General features: G+C 34.9%; 20 protein-coding genes. 2 read left to right on the top strand and 18 right to left on the bottom strand.

Features of this window, described 5'->3' with window-relative positions:
- Positions 1-191: 191 nt before the first annotated feature.
- From A9178_RS08870 to A9178_RS08890, 5 genes are all read right to left on the bottom strand, one after another.
- Positions 192-704 (bottom strand): adenine phosphoribosyltransferase, encoded by a 513-nt coding sequence (locus tag A9178_RS08870; protein WP_068674444.1) that lies wholly within the window; start codon positions 702-704, stop codon positions 192-194.
- Complete coding sequence (gene recJ / locus A9178_RS08875; RefSeq protein ID WP_068674446.1) at positions 694-3,003, bottom strand: single-stranded-DNA-specific exonuclease RecJ; 2,310 nt, start codon at positions 3,001-3,003, stop codon at positions 694-696. The genes A9178_RS08870 and recJ overlap by 11 nt, the downstream gene beginning before the upstream one ends.
- A gap of 60 nt (positions 3,004-3,063) precedes the next feature.
- A complete protein-coding gene (locus A9178_RS08880; protein WP_068674448.1) occupies positions 3,064-3,381 on the bottom strand; it encodes a LapA family protein in 318 nt (105 codons plus the stop codon).
- A gap of 105 nt (positions 3,382-3,486) precedes the next feature.
- Positions 3,487-5,757 (bottom strand): protein translocase subunit SecDF, encoded by a 2,271-nt coding sequence (gene secDF, locus A9178_RS08885; protein ID WP_068674450.1) that lies wholly within the window; start codon positions 5,755-5,757, stop codon positions 3,487-3,489.
- A gap of 124 nt (positions 5,758-5,881) precedes the next feature.
- The gene (locus A9178_RS08890) at positions 5,882-6,178 is read right to left on the bottom strand and encodes a post-transcriptional regulator (RefSeq protein WP_068674453.1); all 297 of its coding nucleotides are present in this window, start codon (positions 6,176-6,178) and stop codon (positions 5,882-5,884) included.
- 112 nt (positions 6,179-6,290) lie between these two features.
- Between A9178_RS08890 and spoVB the strand changes: the two genes are divergently transcribed.
- Complete coding sequence (gene spoVB / locus A9178_RS08895) at positions 6,291-7,841, top strand: stage V sporulation protein B (RefSeq protein ID WP_068674896.1); 1,551 nt, start codon at positions 6,291-6,293, stop codon at positions 7,839-7,841.
- Positions 7,842-7,966: 125 nt separating this feature from the next.
- Positions 7,967-8,347, top strand: a complete 381-nt coding sequence (locus A9178_RS08900) for a TIGR04086 family membrane protein (protein ID WP_068674455.1) — start codon at positions 7,967-7,969, stop codon at positions 8,345-8,347.
- An 86-nt stretch (positions 8,348-8,433) separates the two neighbouring features.
- On the opposite strand, the gene yajC is transcribed toward A9178_RS08900, so the two are convergent.
- The 13 genes from yajC to A9178_RS08960 all read right to left on the bottom strand — a co-directional run bounded on the left by yajC (position 8,434) and on the right by A9178_RS08960 (position 19,321).
- A complete protein-coding gene (gene yajC, locus A9178_RS08905) occupies positions 8,434-8,694 on the bottom strand; it encodes a preprotein translocase subunit YajC (protein ID WP_068674457.1) in 261 nt (86 codons plus the stop codon).
- Positions 8,695-8,723: 29 nt separating this feature from the next.
- Positions 8,724-9,869 (bottom strand): tRNA guanosine(34) transglycosylase Tgt, encoded by a 1,146-nt coding sequence (gene tgt, locus A9178_RS08910; RefSeq protein ID WP_082918149.1) that lies wholly within the window; start codon positions 9,867-9,869, stop codon positions 8,724-8,726.
- A 226-nt stretch (positions 9,870-10,095) separates the two neighbouring features.
- Positions 10,096-11,127 (bottom strand): tRNA preQ1(34) S-adenosylmethionine ribosyltransferase-isomerase QueA, encoded by a 1,032-nt coding sequence (gene queA / locus A9178_RS08915; RefSeq protein ID WP_068674461.1) that lies wholly within the window; start codon positions 11,125-11,127, stop codon positions 10,096-10,098.
- Between the two features lie 34 nt (positions 11,128-11,161).
- Positions 11,162-11,353 (bottom strand): DUF2905 family protein, encoded by a 192-nt coding sequence (locus tag A9178_RS18630; RefSeq protein WP_197482171.1) that lies wholly within the window; start codon positions 11,351-11,353, stop codon positions 11,162-11,164.
- Between the two features lie 2 nt (positions 11,354-11,355).
- The gene (ruvB, locus tag A9178_RS08920) at positions 11,356-12,348 is read right to left on the bottom strand and encodes a Holliday junction branch migration DNA helicase RuvB (protein WP_369801968.1); all 993 of its coding nucleotides are present in this window, start codon (positions 12,346-12,348) and stop codon (positions 11,356-11,358) included.
- Positions 12,349-12,378: 30 nt separating this feature from the next.
- The gene (gene ruvA / locus A9178_RS08925; RefSeq protein ID WP_068674465.1) at positions 12,379-12,984 is read right to left on the bottom strand and encodes a Holliday junction branch migration protein RuvA; all 606 of its coding nucleotides are present in this window, start codon (positions 12,982-12,984) and stop codon (positions 12,379-12,381) included.
- 87 nt (positions 12,985-13,071) lie between these two features.
- Positions 13,072-13,803 (bottom strand): YebC/PmpR family DNA-binding transcriptional regulator, encoded by a 732-nt coding sequence (locus A9178_RS08930; RefSeq protein WP_068674467.1) that lies wholly within the window; start codon positions 13,801-13,803, stop codon positions 13,072-13,074.
- A 118-nt stretch (positions 13,804-13,921) separates the two neighbouring features.
- Positions 13,922-14,449 carry a YhcN/YlaJ family sporulation lipoprotein gene (locus A9178_RS08935; protein ID WP_068674469.1) on the bottom strand — a complete coding sequence of 176 codons (528 nt, stop codon included), beginning with the start codon at positions 14,447-14,449 and terminating at the stop codon, positions 13,922-13,924.
- Between the two features lie 66 nt (positions 14,450-14,515).
- A complete protein-coding gene (gene nadE, locus A9178_RS08940; RefSeq protein ID WP_068674471.1) occupies positions 14,516-15,256 on the bottom strand; it encodes an NAD(+) synthase in 741 nt (246 codons plus the stop codon).
- A 210-nt stretch (positions 15,257-15,466) separates the two neighbouring features.
- On the bottom strand, positions 15,467-16,384 hold the full coding sequence (safA, locus tag A9178_RS08945; protein WP_068674473.1) for a SafA/ExsA family spore coat assembly protein: 918 nt from the start codon (positions 16,382-16,384) through the stop codon (positions 15,467-15,469).
- Between the two features lie 205 nt (positions 16,385-16,589).
- A complete protein-coding gene (pheA, locus tag A9178_RS08950; RefSeq protein WP_068674475.1) occupies positions 16,590-17,444 on the bottom strand; it encodes a prephenate dehydratase in 855 nt (284 codons plus the stop codon).
- 57 nt (positions 17,445-17,501) lie between these two features.
- Positions 17,502-18,782, bottom strand: a complete 1,281-nt coding sequence (gene obgE / locus A9178_RS08955) for a GTPase ObgE (protein ID WP_068674478.1) — start codon at positions 18,780-18,782, stop codon at positions 17,502-17,504.
- Between the two features lie 14 nt (positions 18,783-18,796).
- Positions 18,797-19,321, bottom strand: coding sequence for a Spo0B domain-containing protein (locus tag A9178_RS08960; protein WP_068674480.1), 525 nt, complete (start codon positions 19,319-19,321; stop codon positions 18,797-18,799).
- Positions 19,322-19,473: the final 152 nt, after the last annotated feature.

Consider the following 19,473-nt stretch of genomic DNA (forward strand, 5'->3'; position numbering starts at 1 on the left):
CCCAATCGCTTGCTGTATCGAATCTGCTTCCTGCTATATTTTTAACTTTTCCTAACGTGTAAATATAATCATCATTATAGGACCTTTTTCTAACAGTGTCCACCATAAATTTTGAATAAGTATTTATATATGAAATTTAACAATAATTTAAAGAGGTCCGACGCAAGATATTTCCCGTCAGACCTCTTTTATTAATAACTCATAAGAGTTAATACGTCATAGTCTTTTAATTTATCCATTCCATTTAAGTAAGTTAGTTCTATTATAAATGCACAACCTACAACGATTCCGCCCAATTCTTCTACTAGCTTAATGGTTGCTTCGATTGTTCCACCTGTTGCTAACAAATCATCTGTAATTAAAACACGTTGTCCTGGTTTGATAGAATCTTTGTGAATGGTTAAGACATCTTTTCCATATTCTAACCCATAATCTACTTTTATTACCTCTCGTGGTAATTTACCTTCTTTTCGTACTGGTGCAAACCCAATACCTAGAGCATATGATACCGGGCAACCAATAATAAATCCTCTAGCTTCCGGACCAACTACAATATCTACTTCTTTTTCTTTTGCATAGTTAACAATTTCATTTATTGCAGACTTATAAGCATCTCCATCATTCATTAAAGGAGTAATATCCTTAAATTGAATTCCTTCTTTTGGGTAGTTCTCCACAATTTCTATATAGTTTTTATAGTCCATTGACAACTTCCTCCTTGGTGGTTTCCGACTGTTCTCTACAATTTGTAAACCAAGTCTTTAATTCCTCATAATTTGAATAGTATAACGTTTTTTCGACTTCTATTCTTTTCAGTCTATCTTTATATGATGCAGAATCGGTAAGATCACGTTTTTCTGGATTTGGATTTACTTTAACAATACCGTTCTCTATTTTAACAAAATCCAATTCGAAAAACACTTTTGACATAAAAATAATTCTTTCTTTATTCCAACCCTTTACATTCATAATTGCCTTTAATTCTCGTTTTAAATCCACCATCTTTCGTTTTTTTATGAGGGCATAATACCAAATAAATTCTTCTCTTTTTGGAAATGAAGTAAGATAAGCACTTTCTTCGACTGAATAACATGCATAAATTATTTTTGGTTTTGTAGCATTGACAACCCTCTTAAGGATTTCTAAATTCGGTGGTAAATCACATATATACAGCATATCTATTTCTTCTAAATTCATCATTTCTTGATACATTTTATGATAAATAGATGCGTCAACATTTAGCTGTCCGTTACTTACAGCCAAAATCCTTTGATCAGAGATTGGCTGAATTTGAATCTGTCTTCTCCCTCTTTGATCAAACAACTGCCAAGAGTCAATTTTCATGTCCTGGATCATAATTTGTGCTTTTTTATTTCCATTCCACTCATTGATCCCAAGATCCCCAACAACAGATATGGGAGTATTTGGCGATATAGAATGATATAAGTGACCAAGGCCAAATCCAATACTCTCTATTTGTGAAGAATCCTTATTAAATTGAAGCTTAAGATGATTTCTAGCACTTCCAATTTGGCGAACATCAGTAGGAATATCTTTTATTTCAAAAACAGGTTTCGGATTTTTCATTCCAAATGGTGCAAGACGGCCAATTTCATAAATTAAATCTACACTTATTCCAGAAATATCTAACGTACTGCTAATTTCAATTTCTTGTTTAAAATCTTCTTCCGTTAATTCTTCTAATATAAATGAATTTAATCTTTCGCTTATAAGTTCTATATTTCCTAGCGGGATTGTCATTCCAGCAGCCTGAGCATGTCCTCCAAAATGAGTAAACAGTTCCCTTACCTTCATACAATGAGTAAACAGATCAAATGCCGGTATACTCCTTGCAGATCCCTTTGCTGCTTGTAATTCAGGCTTAATTGTGAGAACAATAGCAGGTCGATCATATTTTCTAACTAATTTTGAAGCAACTATCCCTAATACTCCTTCATTCCAACCTTCTTTCGCAACTACAATGACTCCATTAATATCCTGAATTATTTCTTCAGCTTCTTTCACAATTTCATTTACAATTTTTTGCCTTTTTTCGTTCAGACCTTGGATTTCTCGAGCAATCTCCATTGCTTCTACTAGATTATCTGACATTAAAAGTTGTACAGCTAAGTCGGCATCCTGTAATCTTCCAACAGCGTTAAGTCTAGGTCCTATTGAAAAGCCAACATCCTCTTCCGTGACATTTCCCTCAATATTACTTACGCTTTTTAAAGCTTGGATTCCAACATTTTTTGATATTGTTAATGCATGCAATCCAAAATACGCAAAAATTCGATTTTCATCAACTAATGGTACTAAGTCTGCTATTGTTCCAATCGCAACAAATTCAAGCAAATGTTTAGGGAAATATCCTAATAAACTTTCCGCAAATTTAAAAGCTACCCCTACTCCTGCAAGTTCTTTAAAAGGGTAATTTGGAGAACATTTAGGATGGATAATTGCAAACGCTTCTGGTAATTCTTCTTGTATCTCATGGTGATCCGTAATAATTAAATCAATCCCTAATTCCTTGGCAACAAAGGCTTCATATACTGCAGCAATACCTGTATCTACAGTAATAATCACCGAGAATCCTTCTTCATGGGCTTTTACAAATGCATCTTCATTAGGCCCATAGCCTTCCGTAAATCGGTTTGGTATATAAAATTCACAATCAGCACCAAGTTCTTGCAACGTTTTTAACATAACAGTCGTTGAGCTAACACCGTCAGCATCATAATCACCAAAGACTAGTATTTTTTCCTTATTATGAATAGCATCATGAATTCGTTCGCTCGCTTTCCCTATCGAATCGAACCATTCTGCGCTATGTAGATTATTTAAATCAGGCGATAAAAATCGATTCACTTCATCTTCTGATGTTATTCCTCTTTGTACTAACATCTTTTTTAGAACTGGAGATAGGTCAGTGAATTCGTCCATGGACGCTACCGCATTATCTTCCACCTCTACATATTTCCACTTAGATCTATTCTGTAACATACATTCACCCCTGACCAACCTATTATACTAGAGTGTGGTAGGGGTAGCAAACTAGATTTTTTATGAATGTCCTATTTCAGTTTCTTCCAATCCAGAATCCTTATCTAGTAATTCATTTTCATTTAAGATTGTTTCCATACGAATCTTCTCTTTCTTTAATTGTTTCATTTGTTTTTGTAGTTTAAACATTTTTAATGCCCCAACTGCTGCTGTTATTAATCCCCCCATTAGTACCGAAAACAATATTACTAATATTAATGGGGAGGAACCCGACCAAAATAAGTAATTAACTTCTACTGGCTCAACATTCATAATGGCAAACACTGCTACAATAATAATAAAAATAATTGCTAAAAGAACATAAGATTGCCCCTTCATTTTTATTCCTCCTAACGTATTATAAAGGTTTCCACTTTAACTTACCCTTTTTTAAGAAATTAAACCCACATTGCAGTAGCAACATGGGTTTAATTGTATATATATTTATACTTGTGGACCATCAACACGTTTTTTCTTTCTAAAATCAAGTGGGCGAGTTTTAATTGATTTTCCACGCCACACTAACCATAATTGAGCTGCCAGGAATAGTGATGAATAGGTTCCCGCTAATAACCCTACTGCTAATGCGATTGCAAAAGTAGTAATGGATTGAGCTCCAAGAAATAGAAAGGCCAAAACAGCTATGAAAGTTGTTAAGAACGTATTGATACTTCTAGTAAAGGATTGAATAAAGCTTCTATTTACAATAGTAGCTAATTCTTTAAAAGATTTAACTTGTTTTCTTAATCGAATATTTTCTCGAATTCGATCAAAGATAACAATCGTGTTATTAATGGAATAACCTACAATCGTAAGTATAGCGGACACTATTGTTATATCAAATTCTATCTGTGTTATGCTAAATATCGCTAACATAATAAATACATCATGTAACAAAGCAATTAGAGCCGTTATTGCAAAGAAAAGCTCAAAACGGATTGTAACATAAAGAATAATAAAGATAGAAGCTAAAGTGACCGCAAAGATAGCATTTTTTACCAACTCTTGTCCAACAATAGGAGAAACTACACTTATTGTTGGTTCTTTTCCGTATTGTTCTGTGAAATAGCTTTGCACTTCTGATACTTCAGATTCTGATAATACATTTTCAAATCTTGATACTGCTATTTCTCCCTTATCACCTGATATTACTGTTGATTTTGGAATAAACCCAAGTTCTTCAAATCCTTGTTCAACTTCTTCTACATTTAAACTATTTTCCGATACAACTTCTATTCGAGAACCACTTGTAAAATCAATACCAGGATTTATTTGGAATACGATAAACGAGATTACTCCTATAATTAAAGTAATCGTTGAAAAGATAAAAAATTTCTTTCGGTGTTTAGCAACATTCACATTACGATTAAATAATTTTGGTTCCTCTTGGGAAGTGCTCGTTATATCACTAATTTCACTTTCTTTAACCGCCAGCCAAGTCTTACGTTTAGTTAAGAAACCACTGTCAACCCAAAATCCTAGTAGAAGTCTTGTACCAAAGACAGCAGTTAGAAAACTAACAAGAATACTAATAATTAACATTGTAGCAAACCCTTTTACAGAACTAGTTCCAAATATAAATAGGACTACTGCTGCAATTAGGGTTGTTAAATTGGCATCAAAAATAGTTACAAAAGAGTTTTTTGTTCCTGCTTTGAATGATGCTTTAACTGATTTCCCTAGACGCAATTCTTCCTTTATTCTTTCAAAGGTAATAACATTCGCATCAACTGCCATCCCGATACCTAGTATAAGAGCTGCAATACCAGAGAGGGTTAGTACCCCGTTCATTAGTTCAAACACAGCTAGCACAATAAATGTATAGATAAGCAGATTAATCGATGCTATTACACCGGTAAAACGATATACTACTATTAAAAACAAAATAATGATAGCTACCCCTATAATACCAGCATATACTGTTTCATTTAACGCCTGCGCGCCGAATTGGGCTCCAACCGAGTTAGAATAAATTTCTGTCATATGTACTGGTAAAGATCCCGAGTTAATAATGTCGGCCAATTGTTTTGCAGAGTCCACCGTAAAATTACCGCTAATCATGACATCAGTAGTATTTAGTGTTTCATTTACACTAGGTGCAGAAATATACTTAGTTTCTGTTTTTCCGAATTCATTACTAAACGAATCCCCTTCTCGATAATCCATCCAAATGACTAATAAATTATCAGGATATGGTGTTTCTGGATTATTCATATCCTTTATTTGGGTTGTTACCTGACCAAATTTTTGCGCATCTTTTAATTTTAATGTAACAATAGGAGCATTTGTATTTGGGTCGAAATCTTGCGACGCGCTGCCTTCTTTAATATCTGTTCCACCTAATAATTCATTATCATTTACATCACGAAAAGATAATTGAGCAGATGTCCCAATTAATTCCCTAGCCTGTTCTTGATTTTCCACACCAGCAAGCTGTACTCTTATTCGATTTTCCCCTTCTATATCAATGACTGATTCGCTGATTCCCAATCTATTCACTCGGTCATTTAGTGTTTGTACAGTTCCTTCTAACAAACTTCTTGTTACCTCTTGGGATTGATCTACTGGTTCGACTTCGTAAAGAATTTCAAAACCACCCTGGAGATCAAGTCCTAACTTAATATTTTTAGTTACTCCTGTAATCGTTGTTCCAATCGTTAATGCAAAGAGTAATACGATTAGAAAAAAGGCAACGATTCTGCCTCTCTTTTTCATGGATCTAGTGCCTCCTATAATTTCGTGTTCAAAAAGGAACGAAGTCGGCTAAATGCTAACGTCCTATTGCCAAAGAGCTTCCACAGGTTGTGATGACTTTTTGAACACCCTCTTAAATTACTTACTATTTTTCTTTAGTTGCCCCGGTTAAAGCGGCGATGGAAGCCATTAAATCATCATTTTCATATGATTTAACTGTCAAATAGCTTAAATATACATTTGATCCTAGATGAAAAATATCTTGTGTGATTTCATGCATACGTTTTTTGGGATTTCCCTTCCAAACCTTTGCTACTAAACAATTCCATACTTCTTCCGTTGTTACTTGTGAATAACCCATCGATTGAAATTCGAAAGCTTTACTCTCTAATATTGGTTTCATTTGTTCTTTCCATTCATTTACCGTATATAATACTCCCATTTTCCCCCTCCTGTTATTCGGAGATTATTTTAGTGTCATGCTTGACTACTGCTCTAGCATATACATTATTGTATATGAATTTTTATTTTTTGAGAAGGCAGGTCGACAAAAAATGACCAAACAATCATTTTTACAAGGTGCTCTTATATTAATTCTAGCTGGAATGATTACACGTTTCTTAGGATTCATCAACCGAATTGTAATGGCTAGGTTAATGGGTGAAGAAGGTATCGGTTTATATATGATGGCTTTACCTACTTTATTTTTAGTTATGACATTAACCCAATTAGGTCTACCTGTTGCAATTTCGAAACGTGTTGCAGAAGCAGATGCGGTCGGTGACCATAAAAAAGTAAAACGTATTTTAGTCGTATCCTTAGTAATAACCGGGGTTACAAGTATATTATTTACCATTGTTATGATTATCGGTGCACCTTTTATAGCTAAAACGTTACTAACGGACGAGCGTACCATGTTACCTTTAATTGCAATTAGTCCAATTGTCCCAATTACTGCTATTTCCGCTGTACTTAGAGGGTATTTTCAAGGAAAACAAAATATGAAACCACAAAGCTTTGCCCAAGTAATTGAGCAAATTGTTCGAATTACTTGTGTCGCTTTATTTATCAATCTTCTACTCCCTTTTGGCATAGAATATGCAGCAGCAGGAGCCATGTTTAGCGTAATCTTAGGTGAATTTATCTCCATGTTATACATGATTGGAAGTTTTAAACGTAGAAAAATAGTTAAAATTCGGACAAACTTCTTCTCATATTTAAAATCAAGTAAAGATACTTTAAAAGAATTGTTTTCAATTGCTCTTCCAAGTACAGGTAGTAGAATGATTGGTTCTATTTCTAACTTTCTTGAACCCATTTTAGTTGCCCAAAGCCTTGCTGTTGCGGGTGTAGCAACAACTTTAGCAACCAAACAATATGGGGAGCTAACAGGATATGTATTGCCTTTACTGTTTTTGCCAACTTTTATTACTCATTCATTAGCTATAGCTTTAGTACCGAATATATCGGAAGCAGAAGCGAGAAATAATAAAAAATTAATTCACTATCGTATCCATCAATCCATTCGTATCTCTTTTGCTTCTGGTGCCATCGCAACTGTCATCCTTACATTATTTTCTGTACAAATATTATCTTATATGTATGGTACTGCAAATGCTAGTGCATTTATCATGCTTATGGCTCCATTTTATATATTATTGTATATTCAGTCCCCATTACAAGCAGCATTACAAGCCTTAGACCTAGCTAAACCCGCGATGTGGAATAGTTTGATTGGTGCCACAGTTAAATTTGCTGTTTTACTAGTATTAGCTTCCAACCCTAATTTCGGAATAATGGGTGTTGCTATCGCAATGTGTGTTGGCGTAGTGTTAATCACACTATTACATCTGATTACATTACAGAAAGCGATAAACTATTATATTCCTTTTAAAGATATAAGTAAAATGATTCTATTAATGGTATTAACGTGGGTTGTTGGTGATTTCATGAAAAATATATACGAATCACTAAATCCAAATATTATCATCTTTATGGCTATTCTTATTATTCTCGTTCTAGTATACACCCTATTTTTATTCATTCTCCGCTTTCTAACTAAAGAAGAATTAAAGCAAGTTCCTTTCATCCAAAAATGGTTATAGTGGTTTGGCAGTACATTTACAAAGTTTGTACTGCTTTTTTATTTTTTTATATAATTTTCTTCTAATTCTATATCAACATGAATAAGCTTACTATAGAAATGGACAAAGGTTAAGGAGGCGGATTCATGCGTAAACAATTATTTCACGCACTTTTATTTGGTTGGATTACAGTATTAGGTTTAATTCTTATATCCAGTGTTATTATTGCTTTTTTACTTAAAGTAACATCCTTAGATGAAAACTTACTATCCTGGATTGCTTTAGTAATTGGTATCCTTTCTCTATTTATAGGAGGGCTCATTACAGGTTTAAAAGGAAAAACAAAAGGTTGGATCATTGGTGCTATTACTGGGATTGGATTTACTATTTTTACGTTTCTAATCCAGTATTTAGGCTATCAACAAGGTTTTTCAATAGAACAATCCATACATCATATTGGATTCATTTTTGCCGCCGTGATCGGTGGTGTTATTGGGGTAAATATTATTGGGGATACAAGAGAATAAAATATAAAAAAGAAGCTGTCGTAAAAACTTTTACTGACAACTTCTTTTTTTATTGACATATGTAACATTCTACACTTATATCAAACTTAGCCTTGTTTAACTTCACGAATCGCTGAGCGATCGTACGTAAGTTTTGTACCATTTTCGGTGATTAAAACAACCGTCGCTTCATCTATAGCGTGCACCTTCGCATGAAAACCTCCAATTGTAACAACGTCTTCACCTTTTTGGATGTTATTTTGCATCTCTTGAACTTTCTTCTGCCTTTTTTGTTGTGGCCGAATCAATAGGAAGTAGAAAATAACAAACATTAAAATAATAGGTAATAACGAAACTAACATTTCCATGATACTATCCCTCCTTCATTACTATATTTTTAAAAGCTCTTTGCATCCGGTTTATTAAAACCATATTGTTCAAAGAATTCTTCTCTAAAATCGCCAAGTCGATCTTCGCTTATCGCAATTCGTACTTGCTCCATTAATTTTAACAGAAAATGGAGGTTATGATAAGTCGTAAGTCTGAAACCAAATGTTTCATTACATTTTACTAAATGACGAATATAAGCACGGGAATAATTTTTACATACATGGCAATCACAGTTTTCATCAATTGGCCCAAAATCCCTTGCATATTTTGCATTGCGAACCACTAATCTACCAGTTGAAGTCATACATGTTCCATTACGGGCAATTCTTGTTGGCAATACACAGTCAAACATATCTATTCCACGTATGGCTCCATCAATCAAAGAATCCGGAGACCCTACTCCCATTAGATAACGTGGTTTATTCGACGGTAATATCGGCGTTGTAAACTCTAAAACACGATTCATCACATCTTTTGGTTCACCAACTGATAAACCACCGATTGCATAACCAGGGAAATCTAAAGACATTAAATCATTAGCACTTTGCTTTCTTAAATCTTCAAATTCTCCACCTTGTACAATTCCAAATAATCCTTGTACATCTTTCCGGTTATGTGCTTCTAAACATCTTTCTGCCCATCTAGAAGTTCTCTCTACAGATGCTTTCATATATTCATAAGTGGCAGGGTATGGTGGACATTCATCAAAGGCCATCATAATATCTGACCCTAATGCGTTTTGAATTTCCATCGCTTTTTCGGGTGACAGGAATAATTTTTCTCCGTTCAAATGATTGCGAAAATGTACTCCTTCTTCTTTGATTTCCCTCATGTCACTAAGGCTAAATACTTGGAAACCACCAGAATCCGTTAAAATAGCTCCATCCCAGTTCATAAATTTATGAAGACCACCTGCTTCACGAATAATATCCTCACCAGGTCTTAACCATAAATGATACGTATTTGATAGTATGATATTTGCATTCATACTTTCCAATTCTTCTGGACTCATAGTTTTTACAGTCGCTAATGTCCCCACTGGCATAAATGTAGGAGTGTCAAACGACCCATGAGGTGTATGAACTCGTCCAAGTCTTGCCCCAGTTTGCTTATCTGTTTTAATTAATTCATATGTTATTGGTGTCAATTTCATACGTCCTTTTCTATATGGGATTGTTCAAAAAGTCCGGTGAAAATGACACTTCGCATTTCTTCGTTGGCTTGCTTTTCCGCTACTCACGTATTAACAGCATACGTTCCGTTGCTCTAAGCTGAACCGCCTCGAACTGCGACGCACAGGACGTGCTAGTGTCGGCTTGCAGCAGGAAGTTGCGCATTTAGCCGACATCGGTCCTTTTCATCCTACTTTTGAACACTATCTATAAGATTAACATTGCATCTCCAAAACTAAAGAAACGATACCGCTCTTCTACTGCTTCATTGTACACTTTTAAAATTGTATCCCTATCAACTAAAGAACTAACAAGCATAATAAGTGTTGATTTAGGTAAATGGAAATTCGTTATTAAACCATCAATTGCTTTAAATTCATATGGAGGATATATAAAAATATCAGTCCATCCACTTGCTTCAACAAATTTATCATGGTCCCTCCGTATCGTTTCCAAGGTCCTTGTTGAAGTAGTGCCAACGGAAATAATTCTCCCACCATTTTCTTTAACCTTATTTAACGTTTCTGCAGTTTCCTTTGTCATTTGATAAAATTCGGAATGCATTTCGTGTTCCTCTATATTATCAACATTAACAGGTCTAAATGTACCTAAACCAACATGCAACGTAATAAATGCGGTAGTAACTCCCATCGCTTTTATTTCATCTAATAATTCCGTAGTGAAATGTAAACCTGCTGTTGGAGCCGCAGCCGAGCCTTCTTCTTTTGCATATACCGTTTGATATCGATCCTTATCTTCCTCCGGTAATTGTTCTTTAATATATGGAGGTAAAGGCATTTCGCCAAGTTGATCCAGAACTTCATAAAAAATCCCATCATAACTAAATTCTAAAATTCTTCCGCCATGTTCCTTAAAGCCAACACAAGTTGCTTGAAGCAATCCATCACCAAAAACCAATACAGTACCTTTTTTTACTTTTTTGGCCGGTTTGGTAAGAACTTCCCATGTATTTTCTTCTTGTTGATGAAGTAATAAAACTTCGATTTTCGCCCCTGTATCTTCTTTTATACCGTATAATCTTGCTGGAAGCACTTTCGTATTATTAAGTACGAGACAATCTCCTGGTTTCAGATGTTCTTTAATATCTGAAAAATGTTGATGTGTCACATTCTTCGTTTGTCTATCTAATACTAATAGGCGCGATGAGGTTCGGTCTTTTAAAGGTGTCTGTGCAATTAACTCTTCTGGTAAATGATAATCAAAATCTTCTATGTTCATGCTAAATCTCCTTATTCTTGTTGGTTAAAATTCCTTATCGAAAGCGGCCTATTATTGAAAATATAATTGTTAAAATAATACTTATAACAATAGATGTGACGATTGGAAAATGAAAGGATACATTTCCTATTTTAAAATGAATATCGCCGGGCAATCTGCCAATGAAGGTCCAAATGACTCCAATAATTAGGAAAATAATTCCCAGTATAATAAAGAGCTTTCCCAAATTCACTTATCCTCATGCCCTTTCAAACCAAAATGTTCATAAGCTTTATCAGTCACTACTCTTCCCCTTGGAGTCCGTTGGATAAAACCAAGTTGCAATAAATATGGTTCATAAACATCTTCTATTGTCTGGGACTCTTCCCCAATCGTCGCTGCTATCGTGTCAAGTCCCACTGGTCCACCTCGAAATCCTTCTATAATCCCTTTTAATAATTTATGATCGGTATGATCTAAACCAACTTCATCCACTTGTAACATGTTTAATGCTTCATTCGTTGTTTCTAGACTTATTTCTTCTTCCCCTTTTACTTGGGAAATATCCCGAATCCGTTTGAGTAGTCGATTTGCAATTCTAGGAGTCCCCCTAGATCTTTTTGCAACTTCTAATGCCGCTTCTTTCGTTATTGATGTTTGAAAAATTTCCGCAGTTCGTTCTACAATAGATTGTAAATGATTTGCATCATAAAATTCTAATCTCGAAAGTACCCCAAACCTATCTCTTAACGGGGCTGAAAGTAGACCTGCCCTTGTAGTTGCACCTACTAATGTAAAGGGTGGTAAATCTATTCTTACTGATCTAGCACTAGGACCAGTTCCTATTACAATATCCAAAAAGAAATCCTCCATGGCAGGGTATAAAACCTCTTCGACCGTTCGCGGTAAACGATGAATCTCATCAATAAATAAAACATCTCCAGGCTCTAATGATGACAAGATAGCCGCTAAGTCCCCAGCTCTCTCAATAGCAGGCCCTGATGTGGAACGAAATTGAACCCCCATTTCATTTGCAATAATAGCAGCTAATGTTGTTTTTCCTAATCCAGGAGGTCCATAGAGCAGCACATGATCTAACGGTTCTTCACGCATTTTTGCAGCTTTGATAAAGATTTGTAGATTTTCTTTAACCTTATCTTGACCAATATATTGATTTAATCGTATCGGACGAAGACTTTGTTCTATAGAAAAATCATCATCCTGCATTTCACCAGCTACCATCCGTTCATTCACGTCGATTCCCTCCTGCTCTTAGTTCTTCATTAACAATGATAATGCTTTTCGTACAGCTTCATCTACGTTAAGCTTAGGTTCCTTCCTAATTTCTGGAAGAATTGTTCTTATCTCCTTATCTAAGTATCCAAGAGATTTAAGTACCTCTTGCACTTCATTAATAGTTTGATAATCTACCGTAGCGTGCTCTGATTCTTGTTCTTGATCCTTTCCAATAGAAAAGGCTATATTAAGTTTTCCTTTTAAGTCCAAAATCATTTGTCTCGCAGTTTTTTTACCAACACCGGGAAAAGTAGTTAAAAATTTATCATCCTCTTGTTCAATCGCACTTACGAACGCAGGTATATCTACCGTCCCTAAAATACTTAACGCACCTTTTGGCCCTATTCCTGACACAGAAATTAACTTAATAAATAAATATTTTTCATCTTCATTTTTAAAACCATATAGTATTTGGCTATCCTCACGAACATGATGATATGTATGAACCATTGTTTTCTCATTTATAGATGATTGAAATGAAAATGGATTTGCACAAATGATCTCATAACCAATTCCATTTACATCAATGATGATGGATTCCTCTTGTATTTTTACCAATTGACCTTTTATATAAGCTATCAATGACGTCCCCCCATGCCTTTCATTCTATCATGAATGAAATAATACAATGAACTTCTATTTCTAAATTAGAAATAGAAGTTCATTCACTCAGTCCGTTTCTTCTAAATTATGATGGATATCTTGAACATCCTCATTATCTTCTAGAGTTTCAATAAGAGTTTGCATTTTTTCAATATCATCTTCAGAAATACTATTATAGTTCTGAGGAATTAATGTAACTTCACTTTCCTCAAGGTGATACCCTGATTCCGTTAATCGATTTACAACATCTTGATAGGTTTCGGGTTCTGTAAATATTTCATAAGCATCGTCTTCTGTCTGAATATCCTCCGCTCCCGCCTCAAGTGCGTCAAGGGTCAACTCATCTTCATCAATCTTACCATCTTCATTTGAAATAACAATATACCCTTTTCTGTCAAACATAAAGGATACACTACCAGTTTCACCTAGGTTACCACCATTTTTCTTAAATGCATGTCTAACCTCGGAAGCAGTACGATTTTTATTATCTGTAAGTGCATGTACGATTACGGCAACTCCACCCGGGCCATATCCTTCATAAGTAATTTCTTCATAATTAGCACCATCTAAATCTCCAGTAGCTTTTTTAATATTTCGTTCAATATTATCATTCGGCATATTATCTGCTTTCGCTTTATCAATCGCAGTTCTTAAAGCCGCGTTAGTAGTTATATCCGCACCACCTTGCTTAGCGGCAGTGTATATATTTTTTGCGTGTCGCATAAAAACTTTACCTTTTTTGGCATCTTGTGCATTTTTTCTACTTTGAATATTTTTCCATTTAGAATGACCAGCCATGGGGCATTCTCCTCTCTTGAAATTTCCCTATATACTATACCAAAAAATGCTCATATATAAAAGTAAAACCTTTGCTAAAGCAAAGGTTATCAAGGTTGCCCACCTAAATTCGGGTGATTTATTCATTATTTTTTCTATCCTTCAATCTTGCATTATCATTTTTTCGTTTATCCCATTCAATATTATCTGTATAAACGACGATATCTTTTCTAGTATTTGGAACAATTTCTCTTACCATATTTTCTATATCATTTCCATTTGGTTTAGAATCATGGTTAAAATGTTGCTTTTTAAACATAACAGCAACGACGATACGATCTTTAGTGGAAGCTACTTGAGCTTGCATTATTTCTTCCCGCTTTATCAATTCATTATATATATAAACAGCTTCTTCATTTGTGTATGGATCCGTAAAACTATCTCCAGTATCCGGTTTTTCACTCAGCGGAGAAGTATTTTGTACTCGAGGTGATTCATTTGTTATGCCTTGTCTATCATTTTGCTCCTGTTTAGATTCATAACGAACCGGTGTTGTTCCGGTGTTAGTATCATCATTATTCGAATTATCTAATGCATTATTATCACTACATCCAAATAACATAAGCGTTAATACACCAAAGACGATGAAATTCTTTCTTTTATACATGAAATAACCTCCCTTATGAATAGTTTGTATCAGGGAGGTTATATTACACAGTAAAAGGTTGCCAATTTATCTTCTTTTAAATTGAGGTATTCCTACTCTCTTGTGTTCAGACCGCTTATGAAGCCTTTCAATAGTCTGCTTATCTTTTTCTGGTATTGATTCACCTCTTAAATAAGCATCAATACGATCATATGTCGTTCCCATTTCATTTTCATCCGTTTGATCTTCCCATAAGTCTGCACTCGGAGCTTTTGTTATGACTTCTTCTGGAACATTCAAATATTTCGCCATTTCACGAACCTCTGATTTTGTAAAATCAACAAGTGGATGTATATCTACCCCACCGTCACCATATTTGGTGAAATAACCTGTATACCATTCGGCTGCGTTATCCGTACCGACAACTAAATAATTGTAATTGGTTGCAACAGTATATAACGCACTCATCCGCAATCTTGCTCTTAAGTTTGCACCTGCAATTTGATCAGATGATTCATTAAATTCGTTTTTTTCGTCCAATTGACTTTTTATATGCGAATACATTACTTTGTGGGTTTCTGTTAAATCAATGGTCATAGAATTAATGCCACATGTTTCAATAACTTTAATACCATCAGTCATATGCTCTCGTTTCGTATAAATAGGGAGTAATACCCCCAAAGAATGTTCAGGTGCCGCTAATTTGATTAAGTTAGCAACTACGGCAGAGTCTATCCCACCACTAACACCTACTACGAAACCTTTTGCTCCCGTATCAATTAGTTTTTGCTTTAGCCAATCAACGATGTTCTCTACATGCTTTTCCATGCTTATCCCCCTTAAGGTAAGAAACAAGTCTGTCTCAATAGATAATTTTACCATTAAAACGACAATCTTCCAACGAACTTTTCTCATTCTTGAAAGTAATATGTGCAGACATATTAATAATTATACAAGTACAATAATTTTTCTTAACACAGGGAATATCATAACAAAAGTGAAGAGACGTTATACAATTAACGTCTCTTAAAATCGTTATTAATTATCATCGTCTTCTTCTCTTTGAAATGGGGAGAAATTTGGAAATGTTGGCGGAACTGGATATGAAGCGGTTGAATCTACATTAGGGTAAGGAGTTTCGTTTAACATATCCATGGTTAAATTTGGATTAGCATATAACATCGGTTGATTTGCATTAAAATCATATGTTGGATTATTTTCATATGTTGGCATCTCTGTCTTTGGTCCACCACATCCGCAATCATCTGTTGGTTGTTGATAAGCTGGTAAAGTGGTTGCAGGCATAAATGCTTCTGGCATCATCATTGGATAATGATGGCATGGTGGTGGTGGACATGGAATGTAATAGCAACATGGCATCATATGTGGCACTGGTTGGATTATAGGCTGTTGCATAATGGGTTGATGTATTGGCATTTGTGGTTGTACAGGAATTTGTGGTTGAACAGGTAATTGTGGTTGAACAGGCATTTCTACATGTTGCTCTTTAACTTCTTCTTTCACCTCTTTTTTAACTTTCTCCTTTTTTACTTCTTCCTTTGGTTTTGCCATTTCGGTAAAATTAAACTCAAAATCTTGATCTATTATCGGCATTTGTATATGCGGCTGCATTGGTAACTGGGGTTGTGTAGGCATTACAGGTTTTACATATTCTTTCTTTATCTTTTCATCTTCATGGATTACAGGCATTGGTTTGGGTGACATATCCTTAAATGGCATTTGCGTTTCTTTTGGCTTTTCTTTTACGAAAGTTTCTTTTTTAGTTTCTTTTTTTACCGCCTTCGTTTCACTAGGTATTTTAATTTTCATCCCCGGCATAATCATATCAGGACTTGCTAATTGAGAGTTTACCTTTTTTAATTCCTCAAAATCTACACCATACTTCTTTGATAGTTCCCACAACGTATCTCCCTTTTGAACAATGTGTATTTTCAAAACGGATCAAACTCCTTTCATTAATAACTGGGCTAATTACTATATCAACATATGCATCAAAGTATAAAATGTTGACCCAAACTATTAGAAAACTTGCAATTGCCCACGTCTTGGGCAATTGCCTTAGTTTTTCTTATATGGGAGGGAAAACCGTTAACAGCTAAAATAAAAACCGTCAACCAATGTTATTGGCCAACGGTAAGCATTATAATTCCATTTGATAAACAGGATAAGATCCTAATATATTCACTTGACAACCTAATGCTTCTACTTCCTCAATAACATTCGGAATGAGGATATCATTATCTGGTTGAACCACATCAATTACAAAGAAGTAGTTACCTAACCCTGTTTTGGTTGGACGTGATTCAATTTTGGATAAGTTCATTTTACGCCAAGCAAAAGCAGAAAGAATTTGATGTAAGGCACCCGGCAAATCATCAGGTAATGTAATGACAAGTGTCGTTTTTTCTCCCATTTTTTCATGTTTTAACTTCATTAATTGTTTGTTTTTTGTTAAAACAAAAAACCTTGTATGATTTTCTTTATAGTCATGAATACTTTCTTTTAAAATTTTTAAACCATATTCCTCAGCAGCAAGTCTATTAGCAATTGCGGCAATAGGCCTATTGTCTAGTTTACTAACAAATTCTGCTGCTCTTCCCGTAGACGAAGCATAGTTTATCGTTGCATTTGGCATACATTCATGAAGAAATTGATGACATTGAGCGATTGCTTGATTATGGGAATGAACTTCTTTAAGATCGGTAATGTCACCTTTAAAGTCTGGATGAACAAGTAAATGCTGTTGTATCGGAAGAACCACTTCTGCCTCTACCGGTAAATTTACTTGGTGAACTAAATAATCCAACGTTAATAAAACTGTACCTTCGATTGCATTCTCAATAGGTACTACAGCAATATCTACTTCATTTTTTTCAACAGCATCCATACATTGCGGAATAGTCTTATAACTAATTTTTTCTTCCCTATTAAACGCTAAATCAGTTACTAATTTTGTAAAGGTTCCCTTTGGACCTAAATAACCTATTGTAGTCAAAACCTCTTCCCCCTTGTTACTTACAAATCTCAAACCCCTATTTTTTAGAACTACTATTTATTCAATAAATTCAAATTCAAAATCTAATAGACGTATTGTGTCGCCATCTTTAGCACCACGTTTTCTAAGGGCATCATCTACCCCCATTGTTCGTAGTTGACGTGAAAAACGTTGAACTGCTTCATCTCTTGTAAAATCTGTCATCTTAAAGAGTTTTTCTATTTTTGCACCGGAAAGTACAAAAGCACCGTCATCATCCCTAGAAACTTGAAAAGGATCTTCCTCTTTTTGATATCGATAAACAACTTCTTTATCCGTCTCTTCCAACTCAGTTGAAACTTTAGGTATTGAATCCAATTGATCAGCAATTGCAAAAAGAATTTCTCGAAGTCCTTCTTTGGTCAATGCAGAAACTTCAAAAATCGGTATATCTTCCTTAAGCTTTTTCTTGAATTCAATTAAGTTTTCTTTAGCACTTGGCATGTCCATTTTGTTTGCCGCAATAATTTGCGGCCGTTTTAACAAACTAGGATCGTATTCATTAAGTTCGTTATTTATTTTCACATAATCTTCGTATGGATCTCTGCCTTCCATACTCGCCATGTCTATTACATGCACGATTAATCTCGTACGTTCTACATGACGAAGAAATTGATGTCCTAAACCAACACCCGCGTGCGCACCTTCAATGAGCCCAGGTAAATCCGCCATAACAAAGCTACGATGGTCTTCGGTGTCAACTACCCCTAAATTTGGTGATAAAGTTGTAAAATGATAATCTGCAATTTTAGGTTTTGCAGCACTTACTACAGAAATAAATGTTGACTTTCCAACACTTGGAAAACCAACAAGCCCAACATCCGCAATTACTTTTAACTCTACTTTTATGTTTCGTTCTTCCCCCGGCTCACCATTTTCTGCAAAATCTGGGGCTGGATTTCTTGGTGTAGCAAACCTTGAGTTTCCTCGACCACCACGGCCACCATGTACTATTATTGCTTGCTGGCCTTGTGTAGTAAGATCGGCAATTACTTCTTCCGTATCTTCATCCATAACAGTAGTACCTGGTGGAACAGGGATAACTAATGGCTCAGCATTTCTTCCATGTTGATTCTTACTCATACCATTTTCCCCACGTTTACCCTTGAAATGGCGATTATATCTAAAGTCCATCAATGTGTTAAGCCCTTCATCGACTTCGAATATAATGTCGGAACCATTCCCACCATCACCACCAGCCGGGCCACCTTTCGGAACATATTTTTCTCTACGGTAAGCAACAAGACCGTTACCCCCGTCACCAGCTTTTACATATACTCGTACCTGATCTACAAACATGCAGACTCACCTCACTATATCTTTGGAGTAATAAATCGGCTTACTATTCCATCTTCAGTTTCATACATATTTCCATTATTATTTTCTTCAGTAACATTCAAAGTATGAGACTTATTCACAAGTCCATCAATAAAAAAATTAATTTCAATACTTTGTCTATCTTCAGTTTCTTTTATCGTTAATTCTATTTCATATAGTTGATCCTTGCGCGATATTTCCACAGCCCATTGCAAAAATTCTTTACATTTCATTAATAAAATTTCATCAAGATGTTCAAGGTTTTGATTTTCAATATCAATTGTATATGTAATTCGAAAGTTTTCATATAAGTGGTTAAACTGAATAAGCCATAATGCAAACTTCGGTGTTTGCAATACTGTTAGTTTTCTTTCTTCATTTAAAAATGAAAATAACTCCTCCAACTTCTCTTCGACTTTATTTGTTTTCCCCATGGATAAGTAGCCTTGAACAAGTTGAAGTTTATTCAGTAAATCGTGTCGGTAATGCTGAAGTAGTTGTACAACTTCAAAATCTTTCATTTTCTCACCCTCCCCACCATGATGAAAGTATAGCAGAAAATGAAAAGAATTAACATTAAACGACTAATTTTATTGGAAACTTAACTTAGATTCCTTTTTAACTATCCTTAAGCAGTATACGTTAACTCTATTCAATAACAGTTATAGATAAG

Origin of the sequence: Oceanobacillus sp. Castelsardo (assembly GCF_001659985.1) — a bacterium.
GTDB lineage: Bacteria > Bacillota > Bacilli > Bacillales > Amphibacillaceae > Oceanobacillus.

Bases quoted from the DNA above. Each gene is read 5' to 3' on its own strand.
- A9178_RS08870 (WP_068674444.1), bottom strand. From the start codon at position 704: ATGGACTATAAAAACTATATAGAAATTGTGGAGAACTACCCAAAAGAA.
- recJ (WP_068674446.1), bottom strand. From the start codon at position 3,003: ATGTTACAGAATAGATCTAAGTGGAAATATGTAGAGGTGGAAGATAAT.
- A9178_RS08880 (WP_068674448.1), bottom strand. From the start codon at position 3,381: ATGAAGGGGCAATCTTATGTTCTTTTAGCAATTATTTTTATTATTATT.
- secDF (WP_068674450.1), bottom strand. From the start codon at position 5,757: ATGAAAAAGAGAGGCAGAATCGTTGCCTTTTTTCTAATCGTATTACTC.
- A9178_RS08890 (WP_068674453.1), bottom strand. From the start codon at position 6,178: ATGGGAGTATTATATACGGTAAATGAATGGAAAGAACAAATGAAACCA.
- spoVB (WP_068674896.1), top strand. From the start codon at position 6,291: ATGACCAAACAATCATTTTTACAAGGTGCTCTTATATTAATTCTAGCT.
- A9178_RS08900 (WP_068674455.1), top strand. From the start codon at position 7,967: ATGCGTAAACAATTATTTCACGCACTTTTATTTGGTTGGATTACAGTA.
- yajC (WP_068674457.1), bottom strand. From the start codon at position 8,694: ATGGAAATGTTAGTTTCGTTATTACCTATTATTTTAATGTTTGTTATT.
- tgt (WP_082918149.1), bottom strand. From the start codon at position 9,869: ATGAAATTGACACCAATAACATATGAATTAATTAAAACAGATAAGCAA.
- queA (WP_068674461.1), bottom strand. From the start codon at position 11,127: ATGAACATAGAAGATTTTGATTATCATTTACCAGAAGAGTTAATTGCA.
- ruvB (WP_369801968.1), bottom strand. From the start codon at position 12,348: ATGGTAGCTGGTGAAATGCAGGATGATGATTTTTCTATAGAACAAAGT.
- A9178_RS08930 (WP_068674467.1), bottom strand. From the start codon at position 13,803: ATGGCTGGTCATTCTAAATGGAAAAATATTCAAAGTAGAAAAAATGCA.
- A9178_RS08935 (WP_068674469.1), bottom strand. From the start codon at position 14,449: ATGTATAAAAGAAAGAATTTCATCGTCTTTGGTGTATTAACGCTTATG.
- nadE (WP_068674471.1), bottom strand. From the start codon at position 15,256: ATGGAAAAGCATGTAGAGAACATCGTTGATTGGCTAAAGCAAAAACTA.
- obgE (WP_068674478.1), bottom strand. From the start codon at position 18,782: ATGTTTGTAGATCAGGTACGAGTATATGTAAAAGCTGGTGACGGGGGT.
- A9178_RS08960 (WP_068674480.1), bottom strand. From the start codon at position 19,321: ATGAAAGATTTTGAAGTTGTACAACTACTTCAGCATTACCGACACGAT.